General features: G+C 47.6%; 13 protein-coding genes and 2 pseudogenes. 5 read left to right on the top strand and 10 right to left on the bottom strand.

What is annotated here, in order from left to right; translation table 11 throughout:
* The first annotated feature begins 255 nt into the window (after window positions 1-255).
* The 3 genes from EL262_RS01475 to EL262_RS01465 all read left to right on the top strand — a co-directional run bounded on the left by EL262_RS01475 (window position 256) and on the right by EL262_RS01465 (window position 3095).
* Window positions 256-1104, top strand: coding sequence for an AraC family transcriptional regulator (locus tag EL262_RS01475; RefSeq protein WP_078735944.1), 849 nt, complete (start codon window positions 256-258; stop codon window positions 1102-1104).
* A gap of 23 nt (window positions 1105-1127) precedes the next feature.
* Window positions 1128-1637, top strand: coding sequence for a ClbS/DfsB family four-helix bundle protein (locus EL262_RS01470; RefSeq protein ID WP_025839266.1), 510 nt, complete (start codon window positions 1128-1130; stop codon window positions 1635-1637).
* Between the two features lie 159 nt (window positions 1638-1796).
* Window positions 1797-3095: a serine hydrolase domain-containing protein gene (locus tag EL262_RS01465; protein ID WP_036854065.1), complete on the top strand. Its 1299-nt coding sequence runs from the start codon at window positions 1797-1799 to the stop codon at window positions 3093-3095.
* 95 nt (window positions 3096-3190) lie between these two features.
* Here EL262_RS01465 and carB read toward each other — a convergent pair.
* The 10 genes and pseudogenes from carB to EL262_RS01415 form a co-directional block, all read right to left on the bottom strand.
* Window positions 3191-6411, bottom strand: a pseudogene (carB, locus tag EL262_RS01460) (carbamoyl-phosphate synthase (glutamine-hydrolyzing) large subunit).
* A gap of 18 nt (window positions 6412-6429) precedes the next feature.
* Complete coding sequence (gene carA, locus EL262_RS01455) at window positions 6430-7509, bottom strand: glutamine-hydrolyzing carbamoyl-phosphate synthase small subunit (RefSeq protein ID WP_112318811.1); 1080 nt, start codon at window positions 7507-7509, stop codon at window positions 6430-6432.
* A gap of 24 nt (window positions 7510-7533) precedes the next feature.
* Entirely contained in the window at window positions 7534-9420 is a 1887-nt protein-coding gene (locus tag EL262_RS01450; protein WP_036845696.1) for an amidophosphoribosyltransferase, read from the bottom strand.
* A 210-nt stretch (window positions 9421-9630) separates the two neighbouring features.
* Window positions 9631-12581, bottom strand: a pseudogene (secDF, locus tag EL262_RS01445) (protein translocase subunit SecDF).
* 483 nt (window positions 12582-13064) lie between these two features.
* A complete protein-coding gene (locus EL262_RS01440; RefSeq protein ID WP_036854062.1) occupies window positions 13065-13820 on the bottom strand; it encodes a cell division protein FtsQ/DivIB in 756 nt (251 codons plus the stop codon).
* A 4-nt stretch (window positions 13821-13824) separates the two neighbouring features.
* Window positions 13825-15231 (bottom strand): UDP-N-acetylmuramate--L-alanine ligase, encoded by a 1407-nt coding sequence (murC, locus tag EL262_RS01435; protein WP_025839259.1) that lies wholly within the window; start codon window positions 15229-15231, stop codon window positions 13825-13827.
* Between the two features lie 16 nt (window positions 15232-15247).
* Complete coding sequence (gene murG, locus EL262_RS01430; protein WP_078735945.1) at window positions 15248-16369, bottom strand: undecaprenyldiphospho-muramoylpentapeptide beta-N-acetylglucosaminyltransferase; 1122 nt, start codon at window positions 16367-16369, stop codon at window positions 15248-15250.
* Window positions 16370-16378: 9 nt separating this feature from the next.
* The gene (locus EL262_RS01425) at window positions 16379-17677 is read right to left on the bottom strand and encodes an FtsW/RodA/SpoVE family cell cycle protein (protein ID WP_051522808.1); all 1299 of its coding nucleotides are present in this window, start codon (window positions 17675-17677) and stop codon (window positions 16379-16381) included.
* Between the two features lie 88 nt (window positions 17678-17765).
* Window positions 17766-18644 carry a bile acid:sodium symporter family protein gene (locus EL262_RS01420; RefSeq protein ID WP_025839255.1) on the bottom strand — a complete coding sequence of 293 codons (879 nt, stop codon included), beginning with the start codon at window positions 18642-18644 and terminating at the stop codon, window positions 17766-17768.
* A gap of 308 nt (window positions 18645-18952) precedes the next feature.
* Entirely contained in the window at window positions 18953-21229 is a 2277-nt protein-coding gene (locus EL262_RS01415) for an NADP-dependent malic enzyme (RefSeq protein WP_078735946.1), read from the bottom strand.
* Between the two features lie 625 nt (window positions 21230-21854).
* Between EL262_RS01415 and EL262_RS01410 the strand changes: the two genes are divergently transcribed.
* Both EL262_RS01410 and EL262_RS01405 read left to right on the top strand, forming a co-directional pair.
* Complete coding sequence (locus EL262_RS01410) at window positions 21855-22550, top strand: succinate dehydrogenase cytochrome b subunit (RefSeq protein ID WP_025839253.1); 696 nt, start codon at window positions 21855-21857, stop codon at window positions 22548-22550.
* A 71-nt stretch (window positions 22551-22621) separates the two neighbouring features.
* Complete coding sequence (locus tag EL262_RS01405) at window positions 22622-24562, top strand: fumarate reductase/succinate dehydrogenase flavoprotein subunit (RefSeq protein WP_025839250.1); 1941 nt, start codon at window positions 22622-22624, stop codon at window positions 24560-24562.
* Window positions 24563-24571: the final 9 nt, after the last annotated feature.

Genomic DNA, 24571 nt, shown 5'->3' with positions numbered 1-24571 from the left:
TTCAGGCTGCTTTTCTCATACACTGTCTCATCCCAAACTTGTCAGACTTCAGAAACACACTCATAAAAAGTCGTAAAACTTGATGAATCGATTCATACGACTTTCGTTATCGAATCTTACGACTTAATTTATCGCCTCCTGCAACTCAAAAAACACGAAGAAAAGAACACTTAATCATCCGTCACAAAACTTGGCAAGATCGGACACATCACCCTCCAAACAAGATGTGTATCTTTGTGACAAACAGATATAGAAATGAAAAAAAGCACTGAATACATCCATCAACAAAAAGTCAACGATACGATCGACTATATCAGTGCACATCTGTCTGATCGACTCACCCTACATCTGTTGTCCGAGCGGGCACACGTCTCCCAAAGGCAACTTCTCCGCATCATGCAATCCTCCCTCGATGAGTCTCTGCACAGCTACATAGCCAGACAAAGATCGGAGCGAGCAGTGCTATACATGCAAATGGATGACCGACCTATCGCAGAAATTGCAGAAATGGTCGGATATGAGAGCTCACAATCTTTCGGTAAGGCATTCAAGAAACACTTCGGTATCTCTCCGAGGGGTTATATGACACAACTTCGAGAGAGACTCCAATCTCACACAAATGAGTGTCTCTCCTCCCACGAGTCCCCACCCCCATCCGTAGTCTCTGAAGAGGATGACTTGAATTTGGTGTACATCCGAATATTGGGGAAATATGGAGAAGAAGAGCCCTATCGCATTGCGTGGGACAAACTCCTTTCTTTTCTCTCGGAAAAGAAATCTATTTCGGCACACACAAGATTTATTGGTATCAGTTTTGATGACCCAAACGTAACAAAGCCCACCAACTGTCGCTTCTATGCGTGTGCCACAGTCGAAGGCGACATCACTCCGAAGGGAGAGTTCGGTACCATACGGATACAAGGAGGTAAATATGCAGTATACACTCTGATCGGCAGTCAAACAGGTCTGCAACCTCTCTACAATCGCATAATGCTAAATCCGGGGTATATCATACGTCATGGCTTAGCCTTCGAAGAGTATATCAATCATACGAGAGGTGGCACAGAGGAGCAGACTATAAAGATATACATACCCATAAAGTAGTACTAACGACAAATACCAAGAGCATGGCAAGACCGACAACAAAAGAACAACTTATCGAGAGTAGCCAAGAGGGATTTGAGAAACTCTTTGCCCTCATAGACTCGATGACAGACACGGAGCAGCAGACCTCTTTTTCATTTGAGGACAGAGACAAAAATATACGTGATGTTCTGGTACATCTATACGAATGGCATCAGTTATTACTCAAGTGGATCACAGCAAACCAAGCCGGGCAAAAGGCGAACTTCCTACCCGATCCGTACAATTGGAAAACTTACCCACAAATGAATATTGTTTTTTGGGAAAAGCACCAACATACGCCTTTCGACCTATCTGTCTCTATGGTGAAGCAAAGTCATGAAGAGGTTATGGACTTGATAAAGCATTTCACAAACGAAGAATTATTCATCAACAAACACTTCTCATGGACAGGTACGACAAGTCTTGGTGCCTACTGTGTATCCGCCACCTCAAGCCACTATGACTGGGCGATGAAGAAGATCCGAAAGCATAAAAAATCCATGAAAGGATAAAGACATTGTCGGGCAAAGATGAAAAGGAGCATTACTTTGTGTGGCTAAGTTATTTTTCTATATTTACCACACAATGATGATTAAACAAAGCATCAGCCCTATGATCTCGTTTTCAAAACGTTTTTTGAGGCTTATGAACAGATTCAAAATCAAAACAGTATGATCAAGAAATTAGCCTGCTTACTACTTGCCCTTCCGATGTGCACCTATGCTCAATCACCTCTCAGCGCACGCCAATCCGACCCGAAAGAAATGGGATGGATGAGGGGATTTCCACCAAGCAGAGAGAAAACGATATCTGCAAGGGATGGAAGCTTCTTCCGTTTTCCGGCACTACGATACAGCGTTTGCCATATGCGCACGTTTATGCCAACGACCGAAGTCAGCCCTGCTCGATACCAAAGATATCACTTCAAGAGCGAACCGGATAGAAATATAGATGCTCTGACTTTTGTCCCCTCAGGTAGTTCTGAATCGATGACTTGGGAGGAGTCCCTCTACGAGAACTACACCGATGGCATAATCATATTGCATAAAGGAAAAATTGTTTACGAAAGATACTTCGGAGAGCTCAAGCCACATGGTGTACATGCAGCGATGTCTGTAAGTAAGACACTGACAGGGACACTAGGAGCTCTGCTTGTGGCAGAAGGTGTGCTGGATGAACAGAAGAGGGCATCCGACTATGTCCCCACCCTGAAAAACTCTGCCTTCGGAGATGCTACGATCAGACAGATCTTGGACATGACGACGGGAATTAAGTACAGCGAGGACTACTCCGACCCGAAAGCTGAAATATGGGCCTTCTCTGCGGCGGGTAATCCGTTCGCTCAACCTCAGTCTGAGGATGCTCCACGAAATTACTACGAATACCTGATGACCGTACAAAAAGAAGGGATGCATGGACAGACATTTGGATACAAAACCGTCAATACCGATGTGATGGGATGGATCATATCCACCGTGACCGGCAAGCCAATCCCACAGCTACTCTCCGAACGTGTATGGCAACCTCTCGGCACTCATGTGGAAGGGTACTATCAGATAGATGGCTCGGGCATAGCCTTCGCCGGTGGTGGCTTCAATGGTAACATGAGAGATATGGCCATGTTTGGGGAAATGGTTCGACAAATGGGAAGGTTCAACGGCAAACAGATACTTCCTGCTCAAGTCGTTCAAGACATCATGAATGGGGGGAACAAGGAGGCTTTCGCACGCTCTTCGCATGGCTCTCATCTCAAGGGCTGGAGCTATAGAAACATGTGGTGGGTGCTGCACAACGAACATGGTGCTTTCACGGCTCGAGGTGTACATGGGCAAGCAATATACATTGACCCCAAAGCAGAAATGGTCATCGTCCGATTTGCTTCACACCCAGAGGCTAAAAACACGAAAAATGACCCGACCTCTCTGCCGGCTTATCATGCTGTGGCAAAGTACTTGATGAGCAAGAAATAAAAGCAAATAGAAAATTGTTTGACCAAAGTTGTTTGTACAACCGAAAAAGGCTATCCAACGAGACGTTGGATAGCCTTTTTCGGTTCAGTTAGGCATCAATACTCTTGCCAGCTCTTGATCTGAATGTCTTCGAGAGAAAGTTTGCAGAAAGCTGTGATAAACGCAGAGGCAAGGCGCGCATTCGTGATGAGAGGAATATTGAGGTCGGTTGCAGCACGGCGAAGCTTATAACCATTGGTGAGCTCTCCGGCAGATAAGTTCTTATTGATATTGACGACAAGATCCACCTCACGAGACTGCAAAAGATCGAGTGCTTGCGGTTGTCCATGCTCGCTCGGCCAATAGCAGACCTTGGATGGGATACCGTTTTCGTCCAAGAAGGCGTGAGTTCCCTGGGTCGCATATATCTTGTAGCCCTTACGATGAAGTGCCTTTGCCGCCTCAAGCATATCGACCTTCTGTCGCGCTCCACCGGTAGACATAAGGATAGCCTTTTCGGGGATGCGCTGTCCGACGGAAAGCATCGCCTTGAGGATGGCTTCGTTGGAGTCAGAAGCAATACATCCGACTTCACCCGTAGAGGTCATATCCACACCGAGCACAGGGTCAGCCTTCTGCAGACGAGAGAAAGAGAACTGTGATGCCTTGATCCCCACATAATCGAGATCAAAGGCATTCTTCTGAGGGCGTTCGTATGGCTCCCGAGCATGATCTTTGTGGCGAGATCGATGAGGTCGATCTTCAAGACTTTACTGACAAATGGGAACGAACGAGAGGCTCTGAGGTTACACTCGATGACCTTGATCTCGTTGCCCTTGGCAAGGAATTGGATATTGAATGGTCCGGAGATATGGAGTTCTTTCGCAATCTGGCGTGTGATGCGCTTGATACGACGAATGGTCTCAATATAGATCTTCTGAGCGGGGAACTGTATCGTAGCATCCCCGGAGTGGACTCCCGCAAACTCGATATGCTCACTGATAGCGTATGCGATGAGTTCGCCATGATCGGCAACAGCATCCATCTCGACCTCCTTGGCATGCTCAATAAAGGAAGAGACAACAACAGGATGCTTTTGAGACACATTGGCTGCAAGCTCCAAGAAACGTCTCAACTCGTCATCGTTCGAACAAACGTTCATCGCCGCTCCGGACAAGACATAAGAGGGACGGACAAGGACAGGATAGCCGACTTGTTCGACAAAGGCTGTGACATCTTCGAGAGAGGTCAGCTCCTTCCATGCTGGTTGGTCGATACCCAAACGGTCAAGCATGGCGGAGAACTTATGCCTATCCTCTGCATTGTCAATGTCTTTAGCCTGTGTACCAAGGATAGTCACACCCTTGGCTGCGAGCTTGACGGCGAGATTGTTGGGAATCTGTCCCCCGGTAGAAAGGATCGTACCTCTGGGCTGCTCAAGTTCGATAATATCCTGAACACGTTCGAAGCTCAATTCATCGAAGTATAGACGATCCGAAAGATCGTAGTCTGTACTGACAGTCTCAGGATTATAGTTGATCATGATAGAACGCAGCCCGGCCTTGCGAATGGTCTTCAAGGCACTGACACCACACCAGTCGAACTCAACAGAACTACCGATACGGTAAGCTCCCGATCCAAGAACGATAACACTTCGATTGTCATGCTCGGGCTGTACATCATGTACATCTCCACCATAAGTAAGGTAAAGATAATTGGTAAGGGCAGGATACTCGGCAGCAAGAGTGTCGATTTGCTTGATCACAGGGACAATACCCATTGACTTGCGATAAGTGCGCACTTTGTCCTGAACACCTTCTATATCATCGATGGTATGCTTGTAGATGGCACGTGCAATCTGAAAGTCAGAAAAGCCTTCTTTCTTTGCTCTCTTCATCAAGTCCTTAGAGACTTGAGTGATGTCTGTAAGTTGCTCCAGCTCTTCGGCAGTATCTACGATTTTGCGTAGCTTACGAAGGAAGAAGAGATCAATCTTCGTAAGTTGATGGATATCTTCGATGGTGTAACCTTTGCGGAAAGCCTTACTGATGACGAATATACGATTGTCTGTGGGCTGACGAAGTGCGCCATCAATATCATCGAGGACAAGTTCTTTGTTCTCAACAAAACCGTGCATACCCTGACCGATCATACGTAGCCCTTTTTGGATACTTTCTTCAAAGGTACGCCCGATAGCCATGATCTCCCCGACAGACTTCATACTGCTACCCAGCTCTCGAGATACTCCGTGGAACTTGCTCAAGTCCCAACGAGGGATCTTACATACGACATAATCAAGGGCCGGTTCAAAACAAGCTGATGTGTGCTTGGTGACGCTATTCTTAAGATCGAAGAGCCCGTATCCCATACCCAACTTGGCCGCAACGAAAGCAAGGGGATAACCCGTAGCCTTGGATGCCAAGGCTGACGAACGGCTCAGACGTGCATTGACCTCTATGACACGATAGTCCTCGCTCTCTGTGTCGAGGGCATACTGCACGTTGCACTCTCCGACGATACCGATATGACGGACGATCTTTATGGCGATCTCTCTCAACTTTTGATGTTCACTATTGGTAAGAGTCTGAGAGGGAGCTATGACAATACTCTCACCTGTGTGGATACCGAGAGGGTCAAAGTTCTCCATATTACATACTGTGATACAGTTGTTGTATTTGTCACGCACCACTTCATACTCAATCTCCTTCCAACCCTTGAGACTCTTTTCGACAAGGACCTGAGGCGAGAACGCAAATGCTTTTTCACAAAGGACATCAAGCTCTTCTTCATTGTCGCAGAAACCGCTACCTAACCCTCCAAGAGCATAAGCTGCACGGATGATGACAGGATAACCGAGCCTCTTTGCTGCAGCTCTTGCGGCTTCGATATTTTCGCAAGCCTCGCTGCTGATGGTCTTCACATCGATCTCATCAAGTTTCTGTACAAAGAGTTCACGGTCTTCGGTATCTATGATGGCCTGAACAGGAGTACCCAACACTTCGATGTTATACTTCTCCAGGACTCCGGCACGATGCAGAGCCACACCGCAGTTGAGCGCGGTCTGTCCACCAAATGCCAAAAGGATGCCGTCGGGACGTTCTTTCTCGATGACACGCTCCAAGAAGTATGGAGTCACAGGCAGGAAGTACACCACATCGGCAACACCCTCGGATGTCTGTACCGTAGCGATATTAGGATTGACAAGGACGGTGGATATACCTTCCTCTTTGAGGGCTTTGAGTGCTTGTGAGCCGGAGTAGTCAAACTCTCCTGCTTCACCAATCTTCAGTGCTCCCGAACCGAGCACCAACACTTTATTGTATTTCTTTATAGCCATAGTATCTGTCAGGGTCTTTTATTTGGTCAATAAAGCGACGAAATCATCGAAGAAAAATTGTGTATCTGTCGGTCCGCTACATGCTTCGGGGTGAAACTGTACGGAGAACATCTGTCCCGACTCGTGGATGAGACCTTCGTTGGAACCGTCGTTAAGGTTGATGAAGTAAGGCTTCCACCCTTCGGGCAGGGTATCGGGATCAATCGCAAAGCCGTGGTTCTGACTGGTCACAAAACATCTGTCTGTACCAACCATACGCACTGCCTGGTTGTGGGAGCGGTGTCCGTACTTCATCTTGACCACATCTGCCCCTATGGCACGTCCGATAAGCTGATTCCCCATACAAATACCGGCAATAGGTTTACCCATAGTCATTGCCTTGCGGATATGCTCTATGGTTGGGATACAAAGGTTGGGATTACCCGGACCATTGCTGATAAATATACCGTCAAAGGTCATCGTCGTAAAGTCATAATCCCAAGGCACTCTATGCACGGTAAGACCTCTTTTCAAAAGGTTACGAAGTATGTTTTCTTTCACACCACAGTCGACAAGGACAATCTCCTTGCCCAAAGTCCCCTTGTAAGTAATGACTTCTTTTGTCGAAACTCTCGCCACAAGGTTGATCTCATCCGTATTCACGAAGTCTATATCATCCCCATCCTCGATAAGGATCTTACCCATAAGGGGACCATGATCACGCAACTTCTGTGTGAGAGCTCTGGTGTCTATCCCCGTAAGACCGGTCACGCCATCGCGCTTCATACCTTCCTCGAGGCTCTCTGTGGCATTCCAGTGACTATACCCTTCACAATAATCGTGAACGATGAAGCCTTCCGGATGCATCTTATGGCTTTCATGAAACACGGTAAGTCCTGTTTCCTCGTCCTTCTCCAATGTAGGCAGACCATAGTTACCCACCAAAGGGTAAGTAGACACAAGTATCTGTCCCTCAAAGGAAGGATCCGTAAGGCTCTCGGTGTATCCGGTCATTGCAGTGCTGAATACAACCTCGCCACTCACCGGCTTCTCAGCCCCGAACACTTCCCCCTCATATCTCGTCCCATCGCTTAGGATTAGGACTCCCTTTTTTCTCATATAGTCGTAGCTTTTGTGTAGTTATCAGATTTTCTTGAAGTCATTCTCGTAGTAATCCATATACGCTTTGTTGACAAGATGCGTGCCTCCCGGTGTAGGATAATCTCCGGAGAAGTACCAGTCTCCGGGATGATTTGGGATCGCATCATGAAGCCCTTCCATAGTCTGATAGACGAGCTCTACCTCGGACTTGACAAAATCAGGCTTGAGCAACTCCACGATCTTAGTATTGATCTCCTCCATCGTGAAGGGCTCATAGATAGCCTTGACAAAGTTTTCGGATCGACTCTGCCCCTCTTCCATCGCCTTGCAGATACGTGCATAGGTGTCATGGATGATGACTTGCTTCCCTCTCTCTATGAGCAAAGCGATTGCGGCACGGAATGCCACAAACTCCTTCATCTTACTCATATCGATACCATAATAGTCGGGATAGCGTACTTGTGGAGAGGAAGATACAATGACGATCTTACGAGGACCAAGCCTGTCGAGTATGCTGATAATGCTCTCCTTCAATGTCGTCCCCCTGACGATGCTGTCATCGATGACGACAAGAGTATCTTTTCCCCTATCTATGGATCCATAAGTCACATCGTACACGTGCCCGGCAAGGTCGTTACGGCTGGTTCCTTCAGCAATGAACGTCCTCAATTTGATGTCTTTGATTGCCACCTTTTCTGCACGTATCCTCTTATGGAGAATCTTTTCGATGTCTTCTTTCGAGAGGTTTGAACCCGAAGTGATCTTCTCTGCTTTGAGTTTGTTGAGATGCTCATCAAGACCCTCCACCATGCCGAAGTAAGCAACCTCTGCCGTATTTGGGATGAAAGAGAACACGGCATGATCCAAATCGTTGTTGATGCTCTTTAGGATCTGAGGAGTAAGGTTCTTACCCAATTGTTTACGCTCCTTATAGATGTCAATATCGCTACCACGAGAAAAATAGATGCGCTCGAACGAACAAGCCTTATTCTCTTTGGGTTCAAGTATCTTCGTAAGATTTATCTTTTCTCCGGTACGATCGATAGTGATGGCATGCCCCGGTTGAAGTTCCTTGACCTGATCATACGTGAGGTTCATCACCGTTTGTATCACCGGACGCTCCGAAGCCACGACGACGATCTCCTCATCAATATAGTAAAATGCAGGACGGATGCCCCAAGGATCTCTCATCACATACATCTCGCCACTACCCGTAAGGCCACACATGGCATAGCCCCCATCCCAGTCAGGCGAACACTCCTTGAGAGGTGTCGTCATATTGATACGAGCCTCGATGTCGTTGGTGATATCCATTCCGGTAAGACCCTTCGCTTTACTTTCTCTGAAGCGATGCTCCACCTCTCTATCGAGACGATGCCCGATCTGTTCGAGCAGAATATGTGTATCCGAAGTGTTGCGAGGGTGTTGTCCGACAGAAGCAATCTTGTCGAAGATCGTATCCACCGAGGTAAGATTGAAGTTGCCACACACAGCAAGGCTCTTTGCTCGCCAGTTGCTACGACGCATCATGGGATGGACAAACTCCAAACCCTTCTTTCCCGTGGTACTGTATCTCAAATGCCCTAAATAACATTCCCCAGCAAATGGCACATGTTCTGTCGCATAGACAGGATCGCTCAATTGGTCTGGGGAAACGGTATTAAAAATAGAATGGATAGAATTAAATATTTCGGTGATGGCAGTATTGCCAAGAGCACGCTCACGATACATATACTCCTCACCCGGCGAAGCTGCAAGCTTGACACAGGCTATACCTGCGCCCTCTTGTCCACGATTGTGTTGCTTCTCCATCAAGAGGTACATCTTGTTGATGCCATACATCCATGTTCCATATCGTTTATGGTAATACTCAAGAGGTTTTCTCAAGCGTACCATAGCGATACCACACTCATGTTTCAGTGGTTCCATATAAATGATTGTCTGTGTAAATCTACGATTTTAGGGGTCTACCATATATCAGTACAAAGATAGCTTTTTTGACCTATATGGGAGATGGTGTGTTCGAAAAAATATCACTCAAGTCCCCCTACCCGGGGACAAATAGAAAGGAGGTCTCTCATCACACTGTTTTGATGAGAGACCTCCTTTTTCATTATTCTGTAGACACAAATTCTAAGATTACTTATTCTTGTTTTGAGCCTTGACGAACTTACGGTTATTGATCAAGTAAGCTATCGGAGTCGCAACAAAGAGAGTTGCGTACGTACCGAAGATAACCCCGATCATGATTGCGAACGTGAAGCTGCGGATATTAGCTCCTCCGAAGAAGAAGATCACCAACACCACAAGCAATGTACTGAAGCTGGTATTGAACGTACGAGCAAGAGTTGAGTTGATCGCTTGGTTGAAGACATCAAATCTGTTACGCGTAGGATAATCCTTGAGTGTCTCACGGATACGGTCGAAGACCACCACCGTGTCATTGATTGAGTAACCGATGATCGCAAGCACGGCTGCGATGAAGTTTTGATCTATCTCCATGGAGAATGGCATCACCTTCCACAAGATAGCATAGAGCGAAATGATGATGAGGGTAGTCACAGTCACCGAAGCAAAAGCACCGATAGAGAATGCCACATCTCTAAATCTGATCAAGATATAGATCGCCATAAAGATGAGAGAGATGATGACCGCAATGACCGCACCACTCTTGATGTCATCCGCCATACTTGCACCCACCTTCTGTGAGCTTTGGATGTACTTGTCCACAAACATCTCGTGAGAGACATTGTCTCCGATGATAGGCTTGAGCCCCTCGTAAAGTTTATTTTCAATATCTGCATCTACTTCAGGAGTATTCTCGATGATACGATAGTTCGTAGAGATGCGGACCTGATCAGGGGTACCGATAGTGATCACACGCACACGACCTTCAAATGAAGGACTGAGCAGATCGGCAACTTCGGCTGTTGTGACATTTCTGTCGAACTTCACGACATAGTTACGTCCTCCCGTAAAGTCAATACCACTATTGAGACCGATAGTAAACATAGCAACAAGACCTGCTGCGATGATACCGAGAGGAAGGATGAAACCTGTCGTCATCTTACCGACGATGTTGAGCTTCGCATCCACCATGAAGTTCTTAGAGATCGATGTGGTGTATGTCACCTTGTCCATCTTACCCTTACGAGCAAGTCTCTCAAATACGAGACGAGTGATGAAGACTGCTGTGATGAACGAACAGATAAGACCGATGATCAATGTGGTAGCAAATCCACGAATAGGACCTGTACCGAACATATAAAGAATGATACCGGTGATGATGGTCGTCACATTAGAGTCAATGATCGCAGAGAATGCGTTCTTGTATCCATCCTCGATAGACTTAAGCATAGACTTACCGGCACGGAGCTCTTCTTTGATACGCTCGAAGATAAGCACGTTAGCATCCACAGCCATACCGAGAGTAAGGACAAGACCGGCAATACCGGAAAGTGTCAAGACTGCGTGTAGAGATGCAAGGATACCAAGCGTCAAGAAGAGGTTGAGGATGAGAGCACCGTTAACCACCAAGCCCGGAAGGATACCGTACATCACACACATATAAATCATAAGGAGGATAAGGGCGATGATGAAGGAGATGATACCTGCATTGATTGCTTCCTTACCAAGCGATGGACCTACGACATCCTCTTGTACGATACGTACAGATGCAGCCATCTTACCGGACTTGAGCGTGTTTGCCAAGTCATTTGCTTCGTCTACGGTAAAGCTACCTGAGATTTGAGACTGACCGTTAGGAATCTCGCTATTGACATTAGGCGCAGAGTAAACCACATCGTCAAGGACGATAGCGATAGAGCGACCGATGTTTTCCTTTGTGAGACGCGCCCATTCCTTAGCACCCTCAGCGTTCATAGACATAGAGACCCCCGGGTCTTGTCTGCCACCTTGATTGATGATCGTGCTCTCAGCAGTAGTGATCACATCACCTGATAGAGCAGCAGAGCCATCGCGACGAGTTTGCTTGATAGCATATAGTACATATATCTTGGAGCCCTCAACCTGCTCCTTGGCACTCCACTTAAGTTGGAGCTGACGAGGGAGGATTTCTTTGACTTGTGGGACATTGAGCATAGAGTCGATGGCATACATATCAGCCGCTCTTGCCACACCGACAGCAGGCCCCATATTTTGGAGCTGAAGGAGAGAGAGAAGTGGATGATCGTTGCTGACAGTAGCAGTCTCAGCCTCTGCGACGCCTGCCGCCATAGCCAAGCTGTCTACGCCAGACACAGTTGTCTCGACAGCAGTAGAATCAGCTTCTTCAACAACCACTTCGGGTTCAGTATCAGATGATCTCTTGGAGAGTTGTGCAAGGATCATGTCTGCCCTCTGGAGGTGAGGAATGATTTCAGTTGCAGTAAATGTTTCCCAGAACTCAAGGTTAGCACTACCTTGGAGGAGTTTACGAACACGTTCAGGCTCTTTCACACCGGGAAGTTCGACAAGGATACGACCATTCGTCTCAAGTCTTTGGATGTTCGGAGCGACAACCCCAAATCTGTCGATACGAGTACGAAGAACCTTAAACGAGCTATCGATAGCATCCTTTACCTCTGCACGGAGTACCTTCTCCACCTCTGCATCTGTCGAAGAAGTGGTGATACGATCCTTGAGCTCGAGTGTACCAAAGATTGCCGCAAGTCTTGCTCCCGGATCTATACGGTGAAACTCGTCGATAAACACAGAGATAAAATCCTTCTGCGAACGCATCTGGATGTCTTTGGCAGACTCCATGGCTGCGAGGAATGTAGGATCTTGGCTATTGCCGGAAAGGTTCTTGACAACGTCAGCGACATTGAGTTCGAGGATGACGTTCATCCCCCCTTGAGGTCAAGACCGAGACCGATCTCATTGTCTCTTACCTCCTTCAGGGTATATCCGAGCCACACTTTCTGAGACGAAAGAGAGTCGAGATACTTGATCTCTTTCATCGGATCTCCTTGAGCATACTCCTTGGCCTTGTTTGCATAGTGCCCTGACACGAATGAGAATGACAGGTAAAACGCACATACCAAAACCATTACGAATGCTACTCCTTTAACTAAGCCTTTGTTTTGCATTTGTGTTGTAAGTTGTTATGATATTTATTTAAATTATTTTGTCTATGCTACATAATATCAGGGAACAAAGATAAGATTTTTTACCATAAATGACACTATTACACACTACTAATTCAGTGATTTCTCTCTCTTCTCAGACAAGAGAGAGAAATCAAGACGGATGTTGGAAGAGATTTGAGAGAAAGATTTGAGTTCAAAAAGGCTCATTTACACCTGCTCTGACACCATAGTTCAATACCGTTGCCACAGACTCAAAACAAGTTGATGTGACACTCCTTATTACCCTCTCATGCCCTCCCCTTTGGGAGGAGGACAGAGCTCGCTTTGTGAGATGACAGAAAGTTTTCTGACAAGGGATAGAATACGTTCTGTCACCTAAATTCAGCAAAAGAAATCTCCCTCCCAAAACCGATAGAAGTTAATCTTCAAAGTTTTGAGAGGGAGTTTTGATTCAATCCTTGTGTCCGTCAGAGCTAACGACAACTATCTCTTTTTGCAGACGATTTGATCCTTGTAGGAGAGGTTGATGAATTTGTACTTTTCGGCTCCGACCTTGGGCAAGATGCGGCGGTAGAAGACTGGTATTTTTTTCAGCTTCTCATCCAAGCCATCCAAGTCATCGATCACGAAGACATAGTCTCCGACCCTCGGATAGAGCCAGATCTCCTCTGCAGACACCAAGTGGATGGATCCGATGAACTCTCTCCACTCCTCGTTCTCTCGGAGGTAAGCCCCCAAGGTATAAAGTGTCTCAGAGGCGGTTTCACTACTGAGGACTCCCGTTACGAGAGGGACATGAGCCGAAGCTCCGGCTCTATTACTGAAGACTTTGCCTGTATCGTCGACATAGTAGGACTGACCGGCTGTGTAATATCGTATGATGGGGCACCTCTCGGTGATCTCGATATTCATCGCCTTGCCCCAAGGTGATACATAAGCGGTGACTTCCGAAATGTAGGGAGACTTCACAAGGAGAAGACTTTCGACCCTATGCGCATTGACTTCTCGTTCGACAGTATCATTGGGGTTGAAAGGCAACATCGCCAATACATCCTTGGTCGTGAGGAAGCTATATTCTTTCCCCGTGTGCAATAGACTGACCGAGGTCTTTCTCGGAATGATGATACGCTCCCCTCCCCCGTCACTTATTCGTCGAACAGCAACAAGAAGCGTGTACCCCAACAGTGTGACACACACGAGCACACCGACCAACTTCAATAATCTGTACAGATATTTCATCGCGTCACCTTATGATGGTCTTGAGATATTCTTTTACTTTGGGCACTTCAAACTCTATATCGCCAGCCCCCATCATCACGAGGACATCAAAGTCATGCTTGTGGAGCTCTCCGATAAGTTCGGCTTTAGAGACGACACACTTCTGAGACTTGTCGATATACTTTAATATCGAATGAGAAGAGATTCCCGGTATAGGGAGCTCCCTGGCAGGATAGATATCGAGGAGGATTACGTCATCACATTGGCTCAGGCTTTGCCCAAACTCTTGTTGAAAGTCTGCTGTGCGACTGTATAGATGTGGCTGAAACACCACTGTGATCTTCTTGTCAGGATACAACTTTCGTATCGATGAGAGCGAAGCATCTATTTCATCGGGATGATGAGCATAATCATCGATAAGTATCGGATGCTCCGATGAGACAAGCACACGCTCAAAACGTCGATGAACACCTCTGAAAGAAGCGAGTCCGTCTCTCAGTTCGTCCTCTGTGCAGCCACAAGCCTGAGCAAGTCCAAGAGCAGCAGTCGCATTGACAACATTGATTTCTATCGGAGTGCCGATCTGCATACGCTCATAAACACCTCCGGGATAATGCCAATCAAAATAGAGTTCGCCTCCCTCATAAGAGACATTGTCATATCTATATTCAGATGAAGACCGTCCCCCATACTTGAGAGCCCTTGTCCCATTACCCAAGCGTGGCACAATGTGTGTCTCCTCATCATGCATCAAGATCAGACCACCGTCTGCCGTAAGCGATGTGAAGTGCTCAAAAGCCTCAGTAAATGCAGCAGCATCACCATAAATATCAAGATGATCAGGCTTCGTCGATGTGATGATCGACATGTAGGGGCTCAGGCGGTGAAAAGAGCGATCATACTCATCGGCTTCGACAACCACGTAAGGGCTATTCTCATCGAGCATTAGGTTCGAATCATGATTGAGAGATACACCTCCGAGGAAGGCATTAGCACCGACATGAGACTGTCGAAGCAAGTGTGCCAATAGTGTACTGGTAGTAGTCTTTCCATGTGTGCCTGCAACACAAAGAGCCTTTGATCGCGCAGTGATAAGGCCAAGGACTTCCGAACGTTTGTGAAGTACCATCCCCTTACCCTCATAGTAGAGGCGGACGTTATTGTCACGTGGAATAGCGGGTGTATAAACGATAAGACAGTCATCTCCCCGAAAGCTCTCAGGAATCAAAGCCTCATCATCGACATAAAAGATCTGTGCACCTTTTGACACAAGACTTTGAGTAATGGGCGTCTCCACACGATCATAGCCCCCTACAGCATAACCATAGTGCAGGAAGTAACGGGCGATAGCACTCATCCCGATCCCTCCAATACCGATGAAAAACACCTTACGAGGAGTTCCGCTGTCGTCTATATCAACTGCTTTTGTCATACAAGAGTATCGTATATTATTTCCTTTTATTTTGAGCGATGATGTATTCTATCTCATCGACAATCCTCTTTGCCGAATCCTTCAATGCCAGCTTGGAGATATTACGGCTCAGGAGTGTTCGACGGTCATCGTCATCGACAACATCAAGAAGTAGAGAGGCAAGCTGTTCGCGAGCATCGCTGTCCTTGACCATGATTGCGGCTCCTTCATTGACGAGAGCCATTGCATTCTTGGTCTGATGGTCCTCCGACACATTGGGAGATGGGACGAGTATCACAGGTAGTTCGAGCAAACAAAACTCAGAAATAGACCCTGCTCCTGCCCTTGAGACAACTAAGTCTGCCACTGAGAAAGCCAAATCCATCTTGTACACAAAGTCGGTCACAACTATGTTGTCACAGTCCCCAAGAGCCTGCACCTCGGCCTTGGCTTTGCCTATGTATCCCTTACCCGTCTGCCATATCACTTGGATATCCTTGCGCTGTGCGAGTCGCCCCAATGCTGCTGAAATGCTGTCATTGATCGTCTTTGCACCCAAACTACCACCAATGACAAGTACAGTCTTGCGATCCGGACGCAGACCAAAGTACTCATAAGCCTCCGGAGCATGCTTGGGGACTTCGAAGAGATCCTGACGAACAGGATTACCTGTCAGTATGATATTTTCCTTGGGAAAGAATCGCTCCATCCCCTTGTATGCCACGCAGACTTTCTTTGCCCATCGACCGACAATCTTATTGGTAACACCGGCGTAAGAGTTCTGCTCTTGGACAAGGGTGGGCACCCCCAGCAGATTGGCAGTAATGAGGGTCGGAGCACTGGCATACCCCCCCACTCCGATAGCAATATCCGGAGCAAAGGCTTTGAGCACTTTACGGACAGTAAAGAGTCCCTTGATGAGGCGGTACAAGATAGGAATATTTTTATGTAGACGTTTACGGTCAAGCCCCTTCACAGGCAGGGTAAGTATCTCATACCCTGCGGCAGGTACTTTCTCTTCTTCCATACGCCCCTTAGCCCCGACAAAGAGAAACTTTGCCTGAGGATCACGACGCCTTATCTCGTTTGCAATGGACAAAGCCGGAAAGATATGGCCCCCCGTACCGCCACCACTGATGATGTACTTATGACTTTCCATATAATTGGGTTATCTATGATCTTGATCGTTGTCCTCGTATTCTACTATCTCAGGCACTTCCTCTGTCTCGACAGCAACACCACCTGCTTCGGCTATACGATGCTCACGCTCGTGCTCGGCTGCATTGCTGACAGACAGAAGGACGGCAAAGTAAGCTGCCGTGATAATGTAAGATGTCCCCCCGCGACTGATGAAAGGCAAAGGCTGCCCCGTCACCGGAAACACTCCTGTGGCGACCAACATATTTATCATTGCCTGCAAGGTAATCGCCAGGCCGATACCCATAAGCATCAGCTTGAGATACATACTGTTCGTTCGCCCGGCAATGATCGCAATACGAAAAAACAATATGATATAAAGAGCCAATACAACGAGGCTACCTGCAAGGCCATACTCCTCGACGATCATAGCATAGATAAAGTCCGAATAGGGCTGAGGTAGGAAGTACCTTGCCTCACTATCCCCCGGACCGACCCCGGTGATTCCACCACGTGCCATCGCCTTCTTGGACTGGACGATCTGATAGTCCTTGTTGTTCATGTCCAACTTACTCTCACCATCCTCATCTGTAGACTTGAAGAAACGCTCTATACGAGCCTTTCCTGTGGCGAGACGCCCCTTACCTTCAAGCATGGATGATGGCAGTATCATGAGGACGGCAAGACCGAGACCACCTGCAGCGACAAGCCCCAAGAAAGTCATAGTGAGCATCTTCCTGTTAGCTTGTGCGATGATCCCCATCAGAAATACCACCGCACCGATGAGCAAAGCCGTAGATATATTTTCGATAAAAATAAGAAGGGCTATCACTGCCGTAGGTATGGCAACCCCGAGGAAAGCCGCCTTCTCTTTGTAATCCGCCTTACCAAGACGAAAAGCCGCAAAGTTGATCAGCGCAAACCGTGCAATTTCAGAGGGTTGAAACTCTACCCCGAAGAACTCTATCCAACGCTTACCATCGTTGCGCTCCACTCCCATCAGTAGGACAAGGAGCAGTAGGACAACGGAGATGAGGACGAGCAACCTCGACATCCCGGCAAAGACTTTCGGAGGTATGCGCGAACCCACCAGACACACCATAAACGCAAAGAATACGTGCCCCGAGTGACGTATGATGGGGTTATAAAAGCCTCCACCTCTCTGCTCACTCAAGAATGCGATATTGCTTGTCGCTGAGAAGACAAGAACAATGGAAATAAACATAAGACCAAGGATGACAAACCAAATGGTCTTGTCCCCCTTGAATAAAAAATGGAAAAAACGCTGCATAGAGCGTCCGGTCTCTCTTCTTTCTGCGTCGGTTGTCATCGGAGTTTGAATGTGGGTGTTCCTCAATAAGTGCAATCAAAGCAAAGGTAACAACTTTTTCACCAAAATCTTGTCACCCCGAGGACTTTTATTTTTGCTTCCCGACCCGACATTTGTACAGGTAACCAAGCAGGAGAGTCACCCAAAAAGAAGTCATGGCGTAGACCAAGGAGGGCTTGAGCATATCCTGACTTTTCAGAAGCGTACCAGCTATAAGCATGGCAAGCGAACTGTTTTGCACCGCAATCTCAATGGCTGCTGTGAGACGCAACTCACTCGACAGCCGAGTCACACTCGACCAAAACACAGCCGCAACAAAGCCCACGACATTGAACAAGACTGCCATCGGGAAGAGTAAAAACATCTCTGAGTCCTCAAGCTCCGCTCCGCCTTGGTTACCGGAAGCAAAAAATTTGATCCCGAAGACAAATGCAAGAATCACCAGCATCACCCCCTTGAGAGGGAGCTGGAGCTTCATACTGAGATCACTCCAACCTCTGCGTACAGCCATCCCCAGCAGCACGGGCAGTATGGTGACCAAGAAGATGTGAGACATCATCTCCCCCATGGGCATCACAACCGTCACCTCGGGAAGATGAAAGATCCGGAGAGCCACAGAAATAATAAGAGGTATGGTGAGTAGAGAAATAAGGCTGTTGAGTACGGTAAGAGACAAAGACATAGCCACGTTACCTCGCAGCAGATAGGTGATAACCCCCGAAGTGGTTCCCCCCGGACAGACAGACAAGATGATGAAGCCGACCTTGAATGCGCTCGGGATCGGGAATAAGGCCACGAGTCCCAAAGCCACCACCGGCAACAGGATGATCTGCCCGAAGAGACCGACGAGGATGGGTTTGGGATGCAATACCAAATCCAAATAGTCCTGACGAGTCAGAGAGAGCCCCAGGACAAACATAACCAGCCCTACTGCCCCCGCCAATAATACATCTATCAGATTGACCATGTCATGCCCCTCGCATTGTTTTAGTGAATGTTACAAATATAGGGATATATTGCGTTTCCTACTGCCCAATCAAGCATAATTAACTGCCCCTCCCGCTTTTATCGGCTCAAAACTTAGCCCGACAGAATGGTTTCTGCCAAGCTCCAAAAAACGGTCTATCCGATGAAAGAACACATTATATCCAACCACAAAAATCCACAGTCTCATCCATTTTCAAGGCTGTGGCAGCATGATAAAAAACAATGGGACACACCGACTATCTCGGTGCATCCCATTATTTTTATGTATCAGTCCGAAAACTACTTGGCTCACACCAAACAGGTACTACAGTCATGGACTGCCATTGCGGTAATGTTGACGATGTCTGTCACCGTAGCATCATGGTCTGTGAAGTATACCGGCTTACGAAGTCCCATCTGGATAGGCCCTACGACCTCCTCGGCATCGTCTGCTTCACGAAGGAGTTGATAGCAAGCATTGGCAGCAGAGAGACGTGGGAAGATTAGGACGTTTGCATTGTGACCCTTGATCTTATTTTCAGGATAACGAGCATCCCTCTTGTCGGCATGAAGTGCCATAGACACCCTCATCTCACCCTCGACCATGATGTGCGGATACTTCTCGTGCAAGATCGCCACAGCCTTACGCGCTTCACGTGTAGACTCTGCATCATCCGATCCGAAGTCCGAGAAGCCGACCAAAGCAACGACAGGCTTCACTCCGAAACAACGTACCTTGTCGGCCGCCATGACAGTGATGTCTACGAGTGCCTCCGCAGTGAGGTTACAGTTGATGAGCGTATCAGCAAGGAAGAGAGGGCCATTCTTGAGTGTCACCATGTGCATCGTTGCGAAGTGATCCACCCCATCTTCAAGTCCGACAGTCTGCTTCGCAATATTTGCCAAGTGGCTGTGATGGCTGTACACCCCGGTCACCATACCATCGGCATCACCGCTGGCTACCATCATCATACCGAAATAGTTGGGATCAAACATCTGATCCATTGCTTCGGGGACATTACCCCCCTTTCGCCAGTTATTTTTGGCCAACTGCTTGGAGTACTCTTGCCTGCGAGCTTTCTCTTCATCACTCCTATGATTGACGATCTCGATGCCCTCGAGGGATAGATCAAGCTCTGCCGCAAGAGCCTTGATCTTATTAGGATTACCGAGGATGATGGGCTCGGCCAGTTTTTGATTGCGCACCTCAACGGCTGCCTTGAGTGTCGAGACATTTTCGCCTGCAGCATAGACAATCTTGTGAGACGATAGCTTGGCTGCTTCGTGAAGACGTCTTGTAAGGTGACTCATGAGCCCGAGACGAGAGAGGAGCTCATCCTCGTATGCTTCCCAATCTTCGATGGTCTTCTGCGCCACACCACTCTCGATAGCAGCCTTTGCCACAGCTGTGGAGACCCTTACGATGAGTCGAGGGTCCACAGGCTTGGGGATGAAGTAATCTCTACCGAACTTGAATGTCGTATTGCCATAAGCAGTATTCACTTCATCGGGAACACTTTCTCTCGCCAAAGCAGCAATAGCCATGGTAGCAGCCATCTTCATCTCCTCATTGATAGCCTTGGCGCGCACATCCAAAGCCCCACGGAAAATATAAGGGAACCCAATCACGTTGTTGATCTGATTGGGGTAGTCCGAGCGACCGGTCGCCATGATGATGTCCTTGCGAGCAGACATAGCCTCTTCGTAAGTAATCTCCGGATCGGGATTGGCAAGGGCAAAAACGATAGGATTATCCGCCATCGAACGTATCATATCCTGAGTAAGGACTCCCGGACGAGACAGCCCCACAAAGACATCGGCACCCACAATAGCTTCGGCAAGAGTACGTACGTCTCTACGCTCGGTGGCAAAGTAGCGCTTCTGCTCCGTAAGGTCGGCACGATCGCTGGTGATGACACCCTTGCTGTCAATCATGACGATGTTTTCGCGCTTTGCGCCACAAGACTCATAGAGTTTGGTACAAGAGAATGCCGAAGCCCCGGCACCATTGACAACGATACGCGCATCCTCAATCTTCTTGCCGGCAAGGATGAGAGCATTGAGAAGGCCTGCCGAAGAGATGATAGCAGTACCGTGCTGGTCATCGTGCATCACAGGAATATCGAGTTCGGCCTTGAGTCTCTCTTCGATCTCAAAGCACTCAGGAGCCTTGATGTCTTCAAGGTTGATACCACCGAAAGTGGGCGCAATCGCCTTGACGGTGTCGATGAACTTCTGCGGGTCCTTCTCATCCACTTCGATGTCAAATACGTCAATGCCGGCGTATATCTTGAATAGAAGACCCTTACCCTCCATTACAGGCTTACCCGCCATGGCACCGATGTCACCGAGGCCGAGCACGGCAGTACCGTTGGAGATAACAGCAACAAGGTTGCCCTTTGCTGTATAATCATAAGCAGCAGAGGGATCTGCTTCGATGTCCTTACATGGCACAGCCACACCGGGACTGTACGCAAGTGTGAGATCCTGCTGAGTCGAATAAGGCTTGGTAGGCTTCACTTCGATCTTACCGGGCTTGGCACCGGCATGATAAGCTCTCGCCATTTCTTTGAGTTTGTTGTCCATATCTGGCTCTATTATATCAGTAGTTTTAGTAGTTTTCTTACCCTGCGTGTAGACATCGGAGTGTCTCGCGCATTCGGATGCGCAAATTTACTCTTTTTCAATCATTATCACCTGCTTTTATTCGTATTTTATATTAAAATAGCTCCGACTTCCCTATCCCTACCACGGAGTACGACTTGAGCCTTCCCAACGAGAGCTGTCAAAGCTCCATCAGAGGCATCACGAAGAAGTCCAAGGATCTTCGAAATCAAGTCGTACGATTTGATTTCGAAAGTCGTTAAAATCGATGCATCAAATCATACGACTTTTTTGGATGGGGTACATACCTCAAAAACAGGAGCAAATCAAAGCCTCAGCACTTTATTATTTTAATGTACATATAGAATTAAGGAGCTTTGTTTCCAAATACAAATAAGAACTCTTTCACAGTCACTTATAACACGTGAAATAATCGAAATGTCCCCACATCCCGATACCTACTAATCGGTAGCAAAGATTTCTGTTACAAAATGTTTGTACCCAATTATTGTGAAACAAATATATTCTCTTAACTTTGTACAGTAATCAAACCCACTTAAAAAGGTATAATACATTCATTTTTTAACCTCTTATTTACTTAAGAACTATGTGGTTATTTAACTCATCCATCGGGAAAAAGTTCATCATGAGTCTCTCAGGCTTTTTCCTTGTATTCTTTTTGTTGTTTCATGGAACCATGAACCTCGTAGCCGTCTTCTCTGAAAGCGGATACAATGCCATCGCAGACTTCCTTGGCACAAACGCAGTTGTACAATTTATGATTCCTGTACTTGCCTTAGGCTTTATCCTGCACATCGTCTACGCTACAGTATTGACAGTGCAAAATCGTAGAGCTCGTGGCAACGACCGTTACGCAAAGAGTGCAAATATGGGTGTACAGTGGGCTTCGAAGAATATGTTTATCCTCGGAGTAGTCGTCCTCGGTGCCCTCGGCTGGCACTTGTCACACTTCTGGGCAAAGATGCAGCTCGTGGAATGGATGGGAGATAAGCCTGAAGCAGGATTCACCCTCATTCAGGTTGCATTCTCCAGCCCTCTTATTGTCGTCGGTTATCTCGTGTGGTTCGTGGCGATATGGTTCCACTTGACACACGGATTCTGGAGTATGTTCCAGTCTATCGGCTTCAGCAACGACATCTGGTACAAAAGACTTAAAGCCCTCGGTATGGTGGTGTCGACCATCATCTGCTTGATGTTTACATTCGTCGCTGTAGCGTTCTATCTCCAAAGTATCGGAGTATGGAACTCAGTAGGTCACATCTGGACACTCGGTGCTCACTGATCCATCAACAGGCACAGAGATTTTGTGAATAAATAACTTCCAATCGTTTATCCAATCACGACATAATTATCATGGCAAAATTAGATCCAAAAATACCTCAAGGTCCTTTGGCCGAAAAGTGGACGAACTATAAAAGTCATCAAAAACTTGTCAACCCAGCCAACAAGCGTCGCCTCGATGTCATCGTCGTAGGTACAGGTCTTGCCGGTGCTTCGGCAGCAGCATCCCTCGCCGAACTTGGCTTCAACGTATATAACTTCTGTATATCTGACTCTCCCCGTCGTGCACACTCCATCGCTGCACAGGGTGGTGTCAATGCAGCAAAGAATTATCAAAACGACGGTGACTCGGTCTATCGTCTATTCTACGACACCATCAAGGGTGGTGACTATCGTGCAAGAGAAGCAAATGTCTATCGCCTCGCAGAGGTATCGAACTCCATCATCGACCAATGTGTGGCTCAGGGTGTCCCTTTCGCTCGTGAGTACGGAGGTCTCCTTGACAACCGCTCGTTCGGTGGTGCTCAGGTATCGCGTACATTCTACGCTCGCGGACAAACCGGACAACAGCTCCTCCTCGGTGCTTACTCGGCACTCTCTCGTCAGGTAGGTAAGGGTACGGTGAAGCTATTCACTCGTCATGAGATGCTTGACGTTGTCCTCATCGACGGTCGTGCTCGCGGTATCCTTGCTCGTGACCTCGTGACAGGTAAAATCAAAAGATTTGCTGCGCACGCAGTGGTGATCGCGACAGGTGGTTACGGCAACACATTCTTCCTTTCGACCAACGCCATGGCTTGTAACGGCTCGGCGGCTTGGCAGTGCTACAAGAAGGGTGCAATGTTCGGCAACCCATGTATGGCTCAGATCCACCCGACTTGTATCCCGGTACACGGTGACTTCCAGAGTAAGTTGACCCTCATGTCAGAGTCTCTCCGTAACGATGGACGCATCTGGGTACCTAAGAAAATCGAAGATGCTGTGGCAATCCGTGAAGGTCGTCTCAAACCAACTCAGATCAAGGAGGAGGACAGAGACTACTACTTGGAGCGTCGTTATCCCGCATTCGGTAACCTCGTACCACGTGACGTGGCTTCTCGTGCAGCAAAAGAGCGTTGCGATGCAGGGTATGGTGTAGGTACTGGTCAAGCAGTGTATCTCGACTTCGCACATGCGATCAACCGCCTTGGTAGAGATGTAGTAGAGGCTCGCTATGGTAACCTCTTCCAGATGTACGAAAAGATCACCAACGACAATCCATACGAAACACCCATGATGATCTTCCCTGCTATCCACTACACCATGGGTGGTATCTGGGTGGACTACGAGTTGCAGACCACTATCCCCGGTCTCTTTGCAATCGGTGAAGCAAACTTCTCTGACCACGGTGCAAACCGTCTCGGAGCATCAGCTCTCATGCAGGGTCTTGCGGATGGTTACTTCGTCCTTCCGTACACAATCCAAAATTACCTCGCAGACCAAATTCAGGTGCCAAGATTCAGTACAGAACTTCCTGAATTTGATGAAGCTGAAAAAGCTCTTCAGGCACGTATCGACCGCCTCATGAAGATCAAGGGTAAACGTTCGGTGGACAACATCCACAAGGAGCTCGGACACATCATGTGGGACTTCGTCGGTATGGGTCGCGATGCTGAAGGTCTCAAGACTGCCATCGCAAAACTCAAAGAGGTTAAGAAAGAGTTTTGGAACAATGTCTACATCCCCGGCGAGTCTGCTGATCTCAACGTAGAGCTTGAAAAAGCACTTCGCTTGGCAGACTTCATCGAGATCGGCGAACTCATGGCTCACGATGCCCTCGACAGAGAAGAGTCTTGCGGTGGACACTTCCGCCTTGAGCACCAAACAGAAGAAGGCGAAGCACTACGTCATGACGATCAATTTGCATACGTATCTTGCTGGGAATACCAAGGTGAAGACAAGGATCCTGTCATGCACAAGGAGCCTCTCGAATATGAGTTCATTGTTCGTCAACAACGTAACTACAAGAACTAACGTTTGTGT

Source organism: Porphyromonas cangingivalis, from assembly GCF_900638305.1.
Taxonomy (GTDB): domain Bacteria; phylum Bacteroidota; class Bacteroidia; order Bacteroidales; family Porphyromonadaceae; genus Porphyromonas_A; species Porphyromonas_A cangingivalis.
The sequence above is the reverse complement of the archived record's forward strand: the minus strand, read 5'-3'. Positions and strand labels throughout refer to the sequence as shown.

Coding starts and splice junctions, on each gene's coding strand:
- EL262_RS01475 (WP_078735944.1), top strand. CDS start 256: ATGAAAAAAAGCACTGAATACATCCATCAACAAAAAGTCAACGATACG.
- EL262_RS01470 (WP_025839266.1), top strand. CDS start 1,128: ATGGCAAGACCGACAACAAAAGAACAACTTATCGAGAGTAGCCAAGAG.
- EL262_RS01465 (WP_036854065.1), top strand. CDS start 1,797: ATGATCAAGAAATTAGCCTGCTTACTACTTGCCCTTCCGATGTGCACC.
- carA (WP_112318811.1), bottom strand. CDS start 7,509: ATGAGAAAAAAGGGAGTCCTAATCCTAAGCGATGGGACGAGATATGAG.
- EL262_RS01450 (WP_036845696.1), bottom strand. CDS start 9,420: ATGGAACCACTGAAACATGAGTGTGGTATCGCTATGGTACGCTTGAGA.
- EL262_RS01440 (WP_036854062.1), bottom strand. CDS start 13,820: ATGAAATATCTGTACAGATTATTGAAGTTGGTCGGTGTGCTCGTGTGT.
- murC (WP_025839259.1), bottom strand. CDS start 15,231: ATGACAAAAGCAGTTGATATAGACGACAGCGGAACTCCTCGTAAGGTG.
- murG (WP_078735945.1), bottom strand. CDS start 16,369: ATGGAAAGTCATAAGTACATCATCAGTGGTGGCGGTACGGGGGGCCAT.
- EL262_RS01425 (WP_051522808.1), bottom strand. CDS start 17,677: ATGACAACCGACGCAGAAAGAAGAGAGACCGGACGCTCTATGCAGCGT.
- EL262_RS01420 (WP_025839255.1), bottom strand. CDS start 18,644: ATGGTCAATCTGATAGATGTATTATTGGCGGGGGCAGTAGGGCTGGTT.
- EL262_RS01415 (WP_078735946.1), bottom strand. CDS start 21,229: ATGGACAACAAACTCAAAGAAATGGCGAGAGCTTATCATGCCGGTGCC.
- EL262_RS01410 (WP_025839253.1), top strand. CDS start 21,855: ATGTGGTTATTTAACTCATCCATCGGGAAAAAGTTCATCATGAGTCTC.
- EL262_RS01405 (WP_025839250.1), top strand. CDS start 22,622: ATGGCAAAATTAGATCCAAAAATACCTCAAGGTCCTTTGGCCGAAAAG.